8 protein-coding genes and 1 rRNA gene are annotated in these 12218 nt (G+C 62.8%); 4 read left to right on the top strand and 5 right to left on the bottom strand.

Annotated features, from left to right (window positions below):
* The first annotated feature begins 13 nt into the window (after positions 1–13).
* The 3 genes from VT84_RS02255 (at position 14) to VT84_RS02245 (ending at position 4026) form a co-directional block, all read left to right on the top strand.
* Entirely contained in the window at positions 14–1375 is a 1362-nt protein-coding gene (locus tag VT84_RS02255) for a DUF1501 domain-containing protein (protein WP_082838346.1), read from the top strand.
* A 187-nt stretch (positions 1376–1562) separates the two neighbouring features.
* Positions 1563–2954: a DUF1501 domain-containing protein gene (locus VT84_RS02250; protein WP_082838345.1), complete on the top strand. Its 1392-nt coding sequence runs from the start codon at positions 1563–1565 to the stop codon at positions 2952–2954.
* A 613-nt stretch (positions 2955–3567) separates the two neighbouring features.
* On the top strand, positions 3568–4026 hold the full coding sequence (locus VT84_RS02245; RefSeq protein WP_157469111.1) for a hypothetical protein: 459 nt from the start codon (positions 3568–3570) through the stop codon (positions 4024–4026).
* A 78-nt stretch (positions 4027–4104) separates the two neighbouring features.
* Here the strand turns inward: VT84_RS02245 and VT84_RS02240 are convergent, their stop codons facing one another.
* The 3 genes from VT84_RS02240 to VT84_RS02230 all read right to left on the bottom strand — a co-directional run bounded on the left by VT84_RS02240 (position 4105) and on the right by VT84_RS02230 (position 6830).
* Positions 4105–4947: a TIGR01457 family HAD-type hydrolase gene (locus VT84_RS02240; RefSeq protein ID WP_052553757.1), complete on the bottom strand. Its 843-nt coding sequence runs from the start codon at positions 4945–4947 to the stop codon at positions 4105–4107.
* 311 nt (positions 4948–5258) lie between these two features.
* On the bottom strand, positions 5259–5816 hold the full coding sequence (locus VT84_RS02235) for a hypothetical protein (RefSeq protein WP_082838343.1): 558 nt from the start codon (positions 5814–5816) through the stop codon (positions 5259–5261).
* A 144-nt stretch (positions 5817–5960) separates the two neighbouring features.
* Positions 5961–6830 (bottom strand): TIGR03000 domain-containing protein, encoded by an 870-nt coding sequence (locus tag VT84_RS02230; protein ID WP_082838342.1) that lies wholly within the window; start codon positions 6828–6830, stop codon positions 5961–5963.
* A gap of 214 nt (positions 6831–7044) precedes the next feature.
* On the opposite strand from VT84_RS02230, the gene VT84_RS02225 reads away from it, so the two are divergent.
* Entirely contained in the window at positions 7045–8277 is a 1233-nt protein-coding gene (locus VT84_RS02225) for a PQQ-binding-like beta-propeller repeat protein (RefSeq protein WP_162271564.1), read from the top strand.
* Between the two features lie 49 nt (positions 8278–8326).
* Here the strand turns inward: VT84_RS02225 and VT84_RS41925 are convergent, their stop codons facing one another.
* Together VT84_RS41925 and VT84_RS02215 are read right to left on the bottom strand one after the other, a co-directional pair.
* Positions 8327–10234, bottom strand: coding sequence for a BBP7 family outer membrane beta-barrel protein (locus tag VT84_RS41925; RefSeq protein ID WP_082838340.1), 1908 nt, complete (start codon positions 10232–10234; stop codon positions 8327–8329).
* Positions 10235–10549: 315 nt separating this feature from the next.
* Positions 10550–12048 (bottom strand): 16S ribosomal RNA (locus tag VT84_RS02215).
* Positions 12049–12218 lie beyond the last annotated feature (170 nt).

Genomic DNA, 12218 nt, shown 5'->3' with positions numbered 1-12218 from the left:
CAAGGGCGCTGCCATGCCTAACACTTCGTTTCCCTCTCGTCGGGCCGTTCTCCGCGTCGGCGGAGCGGGATTACTGGGTTTGTCGTTCCCGGAAATGCTCCGCGCGGCGGACGCGCCGAAGGCCCGGCACCGGGCCACGGCCAAGAGCGTCATCTTCCTGCACCAGTGGGGCGGACCGGGGCAGCACGAAACGTTCGACCCGAAGCCCGATGCGCCGGACAACGTGCGCGGGTGGTACGGCGCCACCAAGACGAAACTCCCGGGCGTGATCTTCGGCGAGCGCATCCCGAAGATCGCGGCGATGGCCGACAAGCTCACCGTCGTGCGCTGCATGCAGCACACGATGAAGAACCACAACTCCGCGGGGTACTACAGCCTCACCGGGGTCGCGCCGCCGACCGACGACCAGCGCCTCCGCGACTCGCTCGAACTGTTCCCGGCTTACGGCTCCCTCGTGGACAAACTCGCGCCGGCGCCGAAAGGCATCGCCACATTTGTCGCGTACCCGCACGTCATCGCGGACGGGTCCATTACCCCGGGGCAGCACGCAAGCTTCCTGGGCAAAGCCCATAGCCCGTTGTTCGTGAACCAAGACCCGAACCGGTCCGACTTCAAGCTCCCGGAACTCACGCTGCCGGACAATTTGAGCGTCGAGCGCCTGGAGAACCGCAAGGACATCCTGAAGCTGATCGACGAACAGAGCGACTTGCTCGAAACGTCGCTGGTCGCGCAGGGGTTGGACGAGAGCTACCAAAAGGCGGTCGCGATGCTGACCAGCCCGCGCTTCAAGCAGGCCTTCGATCTCACAAAAGAGAGCAAGAAAACGCGCGACGCCTACGGACGCACCACTTACGGTCAGGGGTGTTTGCTCGCGCGGCGCGTGGTCGAGGCCGGGGCGAAGTTCGTGAACGTCTACTTCTCGCGCGCGATCGGCGGAAAAGGTCAGGGGTGGGACTACCACGGGTTCAACAAGGAGAGCGTCACGGACCGGCTCGACGAGCTGCTGCCGATGACCGACCAGACGCTGCCCGCGCTCCTCACCGACCTCGAAGACCGCGGGATGCTGGACGACACGCTCGTGGTGTGGGTGGGGGAGTTCGGGCGCACGCCGAAGATCAGTTCCAATGGGGGCCGCGACCACTGGCCGCAGTGCTATTGCGCGGTTCTCGCCGGAGGTGGGGCGAAACGCGGGTTCGTTTACGGCGCCAGCGACAAGTTCGGCGCGTACTCTACTGTGGGCCAGGCGCGCCCGGAAGACCTCGCGGCGACGATGTTCGAGGCGCTCGGGATCGACCCGGAAACCGAGATCCGCGATAAACTCAATCGCCCGCTGCCGATTGCCCGCGGGAAGCCGATTCGCGAACTGTTCGCGTGAACGCGAATTCCCACCCGCGCGCCGGCACTCGCGGTTCGCCTAAGTTTTTTGGCGAACCGCGAGTGCCGGCGCGCGGGTAGGCCTTTACCCCAGAACGCGAACACCTCAGCTTTGACTTCACCGCAATTTGCGGCTAATTTCCCTGGTACCGGCCTCACGCACTCCCACCCGCGCGGAGCACGTCAGCGTGTCAACACAACCCCGCTCCTGCCGAGGCCTCAATCGCCGCGACGTTCTGCGGTTCGGTTCGGTCGGTCTCGCGTCCGCGGCCCTCGGTCCCCTCTGCGCACACAAGGCGCCAGCGGCCGACGCGACCACAAACGACCCGGCCGTCATCTTCGTCTGGCTCCCCGGCGGCCCGCCGCACCAGGACACGTTCGACATGAAGCCGGACGCGCCCGACGAGTACCGCGGCGCGTTCAAACCGATCAAAACCAACGTCACCGGCACCCAGATTTGCGAGCACCTGCCGCACCTCGCAAAGGTGACCGACCGATATTCGATCATCCGCTCGGTGGCGCACACGTTCGCGGACCACGGCGGCGGACACAAGCGGTTCCTCACCGGGCGCGACCCGCTCCAACAGGTCGGCTTCGTGAACGACACGCCGATGGTCGGGTCGATGGTCGCGGAGGTGCTGAAGTCGAAACGGGCCGCGGTGCCGAACTACATCGCGGGCGTCGACGGCGGGCGCCAGCACATCGACACGTTCAGCTTCGGCTCCGCGTACCTGGGGCCGCAATCGCACCCGCTGTTCGTTCCCGGCGACCCGGCCGACAACAAGTTCGAGGTGAAAGATCTCTCGGTGCTCCCGGAGACCGAAGGGAAGTTAAAAGACCGCCTCGCGCTGCTCGACACGTTTGATGCACCGCTAATCGGCCCGGATCTCGCGGGCCGCGCGGAAGGAATGACCGCGGCCCGTGCCCGCGCACTCGATCTCATCACAACGGACACCGCGAAACACGCCTTCGATCTCGCGAAAGAGTCCCCGAAAACGCGCGGCCGGTACGGGATGCACCGGTACGGGCAGCGGGCGCTGCTCGCCCGGCGGCTCGTGGAAGCGGGCGCGTCGTGGGTCACGATGGTGATGGAGAACGCGACCCCGCCGGGCGAGGATCTCAAGAAGGACCACACGTACAACTGGGACTCGCACGCGGTCAACTGCCACATTTTCGAGGACACGCGGTACAAACTGGGGTTCCTCGACCAAGCGATCTCGGCACTGATCGAGGATTTATATACGCGCGGGCTGAACAAGCGCGTGCTGCTCGTGGTGACGGGCGAATTCGGGCGCACGCCGCGCCTCGAGTACGACAAAGCGACCGGACGACCGGGCCGGGACCACTGGCCGCAGGCGCAGAGCATCCTGGTCAGCGGTGCGTGCAAGGCGGGTATTACCGTTGGCAGCACCACCGCGAGGGCCGAAGTGCCGAAGGACCGCCCGCTCACGCCGAACGACTTGTGGGCGACGGTGTTCACCCACCTGAACATCGACTTCAAAGCGATTAACTTCACCGACGGTACCGGGCGCCCCATCCCGATGCTGCCCCACGGTGACGTCATCAGCGAGTTGGTGTGACGCCCCGGTCGAGGCCATTGAACGAAAACGGTAACCGTTCAAAACGATCCGGGGCGGTCGCAATCCCGAGGGCGAGGGATTGCGACCATGTATCGTCCTTTGCTTCTGGACACTTCCCGAAATAAAATAAACATCCGAACAGTAAGTTTGTTCCGAACACCAACTACCCGTTCTGGAAACGAGTTCCGACAGTGGGGGCCTCGAATATCGATCGATATGTTAGCCGCGCGCCCGTGAAAATTCGCATTTCGTCGGCGAAAACGAGCTTTTCTACCGCGCCGGGTCAAGAATGTTAGCAATTGTTACCCGTGCGGAGTACGTCCGCGTGTCAACGCGATCTCGCTCCTGCCGAAGCCTCAACCGCCGCGACGTTTTGCGGTTCGGCGCGACCCAAGAGGTTCTGGCCCTGCCGGGTGTCGAGTCGCGCGCGGTTCGCTCCGGGCGAAGCGGCGACCGATCGGCACACCGACCGCATTCACTTCACTGGCCCGGGCCAAGACCTGCTCACGTGTCGGTCGTTCTGACGGTGCTCGTCTCCGCTTGAAAACCAGGCGAAGGCGGTTGTACCAACTACGTGGACGCTGAATTCGTAAGGCGCGTGTGTGGAGGGGATGTGGCAACTCGTTGGCGGATCGGTTTGGCCATCGCAGTATGGGGATTGCGACTCGCTGCGCTCAGTGTGCTTGTCTTGTGGTTCATTCCCACGCGACAGTACAAATCGACCGAAAACACCGAGCGCACGTACTTCGGTTTGGGGTGGCCGGATCACTGGCTGGCGTCCGAAGTCACGCTGACGTTCCGGCCGACCGTGCGGCGCGACGGCACGTGGTCGCATGAGTTCCACCGGCGCGGGCCGCTCACGGCGTGGGACCGGGTACCGGACTCGATGGGGCTGGAAGACGCATTCACCTACTACCGCTGGAAACGCGAGAACCCGCTGTACGGTCCTTTGTGGCAGACTGTGGTCGGCGGGGTGTTTTGGTTGGTAGCAGCTTATCTCAATCAGTTCCGACGCGACCGACCGGTGACAGCAACAAAGGCTATTCCCAGCGCAACACCGGCCCCAGAGTAGCTTCACCCGCTCGTTGGCACTTACGGTTCACCAAAGATGTCGGATGAACCGCGAGTATCAACGAGCGGAGAGCTTCTATCACACCCGAGCCGGGACGCGCATGCGAGCCTGGCGCCACGGCGGCTGCCAGTCGTTCGCGTCGAGCAGGTCGGTCAGTTCCGCCAGCGACGGGACCACTGTTTCTGGGCTGTAAGTGTAGCGCGGCAGGTCTTCGTGCTTGGTTCCGCCGCTCAATACGAGCACTGTGTGAAACCCGAGTTGCACACCACCCAAAATGTCCGTTTCCATCGTGTCGCCGACCATCGTCGTCTGATCGGTGGTCAGCCCGAGTTCCTTGCGCGCGGCCCGCATCATGACCGGGCTGGGCTTACCCACGCTGAACGCCTTCACGCCGGTGGCGGTTTCGAGCAGCGCGACGAGTGCGCCGCACCCGGGCCGCAGACCGTTCTGCGTCGGGCAGTTCGGGTCCATGTTCGTCGCGATCAGCTTCGCGCCGCCCAGGATCATCCGCACGGCGACTTCCACGAGTTCAAGGTTGAACGTCCGCCCCTCGCCGACGACGACGTAATCCGGGTCGTGATCGACGATCGCGTAGCCGTGCTGGTGGAGCGCGGTGAGCAACCCGCCCTCACCAATCACGAACGCGGTGCCGCCGGGCTTCTGCTGCGCGAGGAACCGGGCCGTCGCCATCGCGCTGGTGAAGACGTGCTCCTCCTCCACATCGAGCCCCAGGCGCACGAGCCGGGCCACCACGTCGCGCCGCGTGCGCTGGCTGTTGTTCGTGAGGAACCGGAACGGAATGTCGCGGTCCCGGAGTTCCCGCACGAACCGATCGGCACCATTAATCAGATCCGTACCGCGATAAAGAACCCCGTCCATATCGATCAGGAAGCCAAACTTCGGTGTGCTGTGCTGCACCATACGCTCCTCAAAATCAAAGCAGTACCCACCGCGGGCGCCGCGCCCGTGGATCGATGTTGAGAGTAGTTGGGGTGGAGGACCGCCGGAGATGCGGCAGGGAGGGTATCTGAGGGTAAAGCATCGCGCGTGCCACACTTCAGAAATGGCACGAAGAAGTTTTATAAGTCTAATGAAATGAAACAGTTCGGCGAAATATGCAGTCGGCGTGAAGGTAGGCGATGTGCCCACAGAACGGGCAGATCAACGAAAAACGCCCCGAGTTACTGTCGGGGCGTCCAGTCAGCAGTATTGCTCACGCGCGGACTTTTCGGTCACGGCGTGACAATCTTGGTCACGTCCTTCACCACGGATTCGATGTCCTTGTCAGTGAGCTTGCCCTTCGCGAAACTGTAGTTCGCTTTCACGACGCGGTCGACATACAGGATCACCGTCACGTCGGCGTCCTTGTTCAGGGCGTACTTTTCGGGGATCGGGTCTTCTTTGTCGTCGATGGCGAGAACGGTCGTCTTCAGTTCGACCTTCTTCGCGGCGTCCTTGAGTTGCGGTTCGAGCTTGGCCTTGTCCCCGCTGAACACGGCGAAGCTGAACATTTCGGCCTTCACGTTCTTGGCGGTTTCGGTGTCCACGGCCTTGATGAGTTTCTGGGTCATCGCGTCGTCACCGGTGCGGGCGAAGATCGCGACCACGGGGCTGTTACCGCCCCGGCAGTACAGGCACGCGGTCTTCCCCGCGTCCTCGCCGGTCACGTTGTACGGCGCGAACGCGCCGGGCACCTTCGCCCCGACCTGCGGACCGGACTTCAGGTCCGCGCCCACCACCGCGCCGCCCAGAACCGCGACCACCGCTGCGGTCAACACGTTACGGATCATCTAGTTTCTCCGGGAATGAGAGACACGCGACACTGCAATAATACCGCGCGCCGAACCGGGGTGTTACGCCGAACCCGGCGCGTGGTCGAACGGAACGAATCCATTCGACCACGCGCCGGGTTCACCAGAACGCCTGTCTTAAACTTACTTCTTGCTCTTTTCCTTCACGGTCCACACGTGCAGGACGTACTCTTCGCCGTCGGCCCCGGTCACCTTGATGGTCTTGTCCGGCGCCCAGTCGCCGAGAACGAACCGGTGGGAGATGATGCGGGAACCCGGCTTGAGTTGCTTTTCCAGAACCGGGCGGAGCAGGTTGTTGAACTCGTTGCCCATGTACAGCAGAACTACGGTCGCTTCGCTGTAGTCGCGGTCCTTCAGCGCGTCGCCCTCGATGATCGTGATTTCCTTGTCGAGCTTGGCCTTTTTGACGGCGTCCTTGGCTTCTTCCGCCTTCTTCGGGTCGAGTTCGATGCCGACCCCCTTCTTCGCGCCCTTCTTTACGGCGGCGATGAGCATCCGGCCGTCGCCCGGACCCGGCTCGTACACGACGTCGTCCTTCCCGACCTTACCGAGCTTCAGCATCTCCTCGACGATGTCGTCCGGGGTCGGCACCCAGCGGATCACGGCCTTGTCCGGGGCCTTCGGGTCGACCTTCGTCAGGTCCGCGACGATGTCGTCGCCGCCCTTGAACTCGATCGACTTGGTGCGGGTGAGCGTGGTGTAGTTGTTCGGCTGCCACGTTACGGAGAACGTGTACTCGTACAACTTGCCCGCTTCCAGGTCGGGCGTCTCGAACTCGCGGGTGACGCCGGTCGGCTTGGTGTCCTTGTCCTCGATCTTCAGCTTGGCGTCGTCCTGCGGGACCGTGATCTTGATCTTCGACTTGACCTTCTTCGAGTCCTTCTTTTCTTCCTTCTTGTCCGGTTGGGCGCTGACGGACAGCGCCGTCAGCCCGGCGGTAGCGGTGAACAGGGCGAGCGTGAACCCGAACATGCGCGCGGTGCGGGTGAACATGGAACTCCTCGAAGCAGCGGGAACCTGAGTGGGCCACCTGGGTCAGTTGCGGAATAGTGTCACCGAAACCAAGTACGCATGCAAGCCCTAGACGGCAATAGTGATGGGGCGGAGCGCGGCCCCACGAGCGCTGACCGGTTGCATCCGCCGGCCGGTTTGCGATAATCCCTGTCAACCTCCCGCCCGGCCCCACCCCTCGCCGAGACGCCGCCACATGAGCCGCATCTGTTTCTTGTCGTTAGTCGCGAGCCTATTCGCTCTCGCGCTCGGCCGCGCCGGGGACTGGCCGCGGTTCCGCGGGCCGAACGGTTCCGGCACGGTTTCGGGGACGCTGCCCGACATCGACCCGGCGCACCCGCTGTGGGCCGTGAAAGTGCCCGGCGGAAAGGGCGTCAGTTCGCCGATCATCGTGGACGGCAAAGTGTACCTGCAATCGGCCTCCGCCGACGGCAAGACACGGTCCCTGATGTGTTTGAGTGCCACAGATGGCACGACACTCTGGACGAAAGACCTGCCCGGCGATAAGGCATCGACGCACGCGAAGAACTCGCTCGCATCCGGTACGCCGGCCTGTGACGGCACGCAGATTTACTGCGCCTGGTGGGACGGGAGCGCGGTGAGTCTGGCCGCCTACGACCTGACCGGCAAGGAACTGTGGCAGCAGTCGCTCGGCAGTTACGTGAGCCAGCACGGTCCCGGGTTCTCGCCGATGGTTCACAACGGACTCGTGTTCGTGAACGTGGACGACGACAAGCATGCGGAACTGGTCGCGTTCGACGTGAAGACGGGTCAGAAGAAGTGGTTCGCGGAGCGGAAACACGTCCGGGCGAGTTACCCCACCCCGTTCCTGCTCGAGCGCCCGGGGAAGCCCGCGGAACTGATCCTCGGTACCACAACGGCCCTCACGTCGTACCACCCCGCGACCGGCAAGGTCAACTGGGAGTACACGATGGTGTGGGCGAAGGGCGACGCGCCGCTCCGCGTGATCGGGCACCCGGTGTACGTGAACGGACTGCTCGTGGTATACTGCGGCGACGGCGGCGGTTCGCGCTACACGTGCGCGATCGACATCGAAGCGAAGAAGCCCACGAAGGTCTGGGAACTGAAGAAAGAGACGCCCTACGTGCCGTGCATGTTGGTGAAGGACAACCGGCTATTCTGGATCGGCGACAAGGGTATCGCCACCTGTGTGGAGGCGAAGACTGGTAAGGCGGCGTGGGCGGAGCGCGTGTTTGTTGGAGACGTGACCGCGTCGCCGGTCCTCGTCGGTGACAAGATCCTGACGGTGTCCGAGAAGGGCGAAGTTGCCGTGGTGAAAGCGGACAAGGAGTTCGAGGAGCCGACTAAGGTCTCGCTCGGCGAGGGTGTGTTCGCCAGCCCCGCCATCGCGGACGGGCGCGTTTACATTCGCGGGGTCAATACGCTGTTTTGTTTCGGCAAGAAGTGACATCGGTGCGCGGCCCGTCACAAAATACGGGCCGCGCTTCGGTCACGGGTCACCACTTCAATTCCAGACCGAACTGAACCCCGTTGATCGCCAAATCGGACTGCTTGAAGAGCGGGCGCGGGCGGAACTGGCCCGAGAAACCCACGGCCGGCGCGTTCGGTACGAGCGTGAGGTCGACCACGTGGTCGATCTGGTCGCCGGGGCGGATCACGTTCGACCAATAGAGGAAGTTGTACCCCGCGAACACGCGGATGTTCGGGGTGACCGCGTATCCGAGGTTCAGCGTCAGTTCCGGCGCTACACTGAAACGGTCGCGCGAGAACTTACCAATGTTCGACCCGCCCGCGAGCAACCCGCCGTTGTTGAACGCCACTTGGGGGCCGCCCGGTTGCTGGCGCGTCTGAAAGCCGCTGATCTCCAGAATCTGGTGCGTGGCACCGAGCGCGACTGATCCGCGTGCTTCCAAGTCCCAACGGCCCCAGCGCCGATCGTACGCACCGCCGACTTGCGCACCGTGGAACTGGTTCCGCGTGACGAAGCGGTCCTGCACGACGATCTGCGTGCCGATCGGGTCCGGAATGACGAGCCGGTCGCCGCCGGACCCGATCACGGTGATGTTCTCGGTGATCGCGAGGCTCTCACGCAGGTTGAGGTGCCGGTAGCCCGCGAAGATTTCGGACCGCGAATCGCAGGTGTTCTTCCAGCACCAGCGGGCGTTCATGTCCGCGCCCCACAGCCGACTGTCCGCCTGCACGCCGAGCGACCCGCGCAAGATCCCGGGCACCGCGACCGCTTCACCGTTCTCACCGAACGGCTGGTCCGTGCCGGGGATCAGGTTGGGCGCGAAAATCGGGCGCGTGATGAGCGGGAACTGGTCCGGACTGAACGTGACTGAGGCGGACTTGTTCCCCAGGAAGAAGAACCCGCCGTCGATGCCACACGACTGGCTCTCGTCTAACCACGCACCGGCGCGAATGCGGAACCCGCTGCGCGTGCTGCCGAGGAACGCCCCGGGGCCGAGGAGCGAGGTCGTGCCCGGTTCACCGAGGTAACCGTTCAGGTTAGTGTTCGCGTTGGTCGTGCCGAGCACCGGCGTCGCGAAGCCCGGCATCCACCACAGCAAGTACTCGCCGCGCACGAAGTACCGGTTCATCGGCCCGTTCGCCCCGTTCGCCCCGTCATCGACGACACTCAAGTCGCGCGAATTGCGGCCGGTCAGTTCGCTGAGCGACGGGTAGTCGCGCGAGATCCGGATCGGCGGGGAGCCGAACGTGTTGTGCTTGGAAACCTCGAACGCTCCGGCCGGGTACATCAGTTCCGCGGGCGCGGGCTGGAGTACCGGGAACGGGGCCGGTTGTTCTTCTTGCCAGATCGGGCGCTGGTCCACCGGGCGCGGGGTGGGGAGCGGATTCGCTTGCGGGTTGACCCCGTTCCACGACGGCTGATTGAACGGCGATTGCGGCTGGCGCATCGGCGGCGGGTCGCTTGCCCGCGGCGCGGGAAGCGGGTTCGCCTGCGGTTCATCGGGCTGCGGTACGGGCGGTTGTGTCACCGGGCGCATCGGGGGCTGTTCCGGGACGTCCGGTATCGGCGGCAGCGCGGGTGCCGGGCCGCCGTCACTCACACTACTCACGCGCGGACCGATCGCCCCCGATTGGGGCAGCGGCAATGGCTGTGTCTGAGGTACGGACGGTGGAGCGACCGGCGCTGGTTCAGTTCGCGCCCCCACCTGCTGAACGGGCGCCGCCGGCTGCCGAGCTGGGAGCCAGATCGGGCCTTCGTCCTTCGTGGGCGCTTTGCGCATCGGGGTTGGTAACAGACCGGGTGTACCGGCCGGCACCACGCCCAAAGGCGGATCGGCCGCACCGACCGAGCGCCAGTCGCCATCGGCGGCCAGGGCCGACCCCGCAGTTAGCGCCAGCCCCAGACCGATCGCTCTTACCCCAAAGCGCTTCATGTCCGCCGCCCCTGTCAACACGGTTCACTCAGTTGATTCGGCCGGCAGACGGCACAATCCACAAACTTTCTCGAATCGTTTTTGAACGAATTTGATGTAAATGCTTCCCAGCTTTCCCACGCGCAACAAGCTAACATCTTCCAAATGCTCGCACGAGATGTGCAGTAAGTACGTAAAAAATCCCCCCTGAGTCCTTCGACCCAGGGGGGATTAGTGTATCTCGGCAAGTCGGTAGTGATAGCTGGTCGGTGCGGGTGATATGGGATTCGCCACGCTGCTCAAGGCGTGCGATCCGGTACTTGTTAACATCCTTAGAAAGGAGGTGATCCAACCGCAGGTTCCCCTACGGTTACCTTGTTACGACTTAGTCCCAATCAGAAAGTCCGGCGTCGGCCGCGGCAAAGCGGACTTCGGCCGTCCCTCCCTTTCGTGGCTTGACGGGCGGTGTGTACAAGGCTCAGGAACACATTCACCGCGGTGTTGCTGACCCGCGATTACTAGCGATTCCGGCTTCACGTAGGCGAGTTGCAGCCTACGATCTGAACTGGGGTGCAATTTTTGTGATTGGCTCCTGCTCGCGCAGTCGCTTCACTTTGTGTGCACCATTGTAGCACGTGTGCAGCCCTGGACATAAAGGCCATGAGGACTTGACGTCATCCCCGCCTTCCTCCGGTTTAACACCGGCAGTCCCTCTAGAGTGCTCCTTGCGGGTGGCAACTAAAGGTAAGGGTTTCGCTCGTTATGGGACTTAACCCGACATCTCACGACACGAGCTGACGACAGCCATGCAGCACCTGTACTCGGCTCCCTCTTGCGAGGTTCGTTACCGTTTCCGGCTCCTACTACCGAGCGCTTTCGCACATGTCAAGTCCAGGATAAGGTTCTTCGCGTAGCCTCGAATTAAGCCACATGCTCCACCGCTTGTGTGAGCCCCCGTCAATTTCTTTGAGTTTCAGCCTTGCGACCATACTCCCCAGGCGGGGTACTTAGCATTTTAACTTCGACAGTAAGCTCATATCTAGCCTACTATCTAGTACCCATCGTTTAGGGCTAGGACTACCGGGGTATCTAATCCCGTTTGCTCCCCTAGCTTTCGCGCCTCAGCGTCAGAAGAGGTCCAGCACGCCGCCTTCGCCACCGGAGTTCCTGTAGATATCAACGCATTTCACCGCTCCACCTACAGTTCCGCATGCCCCTACCTCCCTCGAGGCCGTCAGTATCTGAGGCAGTTCCACGGTTGAGCCGCGGGATTTCACCCCAGACTTGACAGCCCGCCTACGCGCCCTTTAAGCCCAGTGATTCCGAACAACGTTCGCACGGTTCGTCTTACCGCGGCTGCTGGCACGAACTTAGCCCGTGCTTATTTTTGGGATAGATCACACCTTGCGGCTTTTCTCCCCCACTAAAGCGCTTTACAACCCGAAGGCCTTCATCGCGCACGCGGCGTCGCTCGGTCAGGCTTGCGCCCATTGCCGAAGATCCTCGACTGCAGCCACCCGTAGGTGTCTCGCCAGTGTCTCAGTGCGAGTGGCGCGGGTCGTGCTCTCACACCCGCTAGACATCTTCGCCTTGGTAAGCCGTTACCTTACCAACTAGCTAATATCACATGGGCCCCTCTAAGGGCGATAAATCTTTGGTCTCACGACGTCATCCGGTATTACCCACCATCTCTGATGGCTATCCCGAACCCAAAGGTAGGTTACCCATGCCTTACTGCCCCTTACGCCGGTTCCCCCTTGCGGGATTCCCCCGACTTGCATGCCTAATCCACGCCGCCAACGTTCGTTCTGAGCCAGAATCAAACCCTTCAAGTTTTTATTACACCACACCGCTCTCGCGGCGCGGTTCTTGTTGAGTTCAACACTTGCCGTTGTTCGGTCATCAACTCAAAAGACTTTGACCGGTCTGGCACCAACTACCGACCCTCGCGGGCCAGCAATTGGCTCCTTACTTGGTCAGAGATCCGGGTCGATGCCGATTCAAC

It is taken from the genome of Gemmata sp. SH-PL17 (genome assembly GCF_001610855.1).
In the GTDB taxonomy this organism is placed as follows: Bacteria; Planctomycetota; Planctomycetia; order Gemmatales; family Gemmataceae; genus Gemmata; species Gemmata massiliana.
This window is presented reverse-complemented; position numbering and strand designations above follow the sequence as displayed.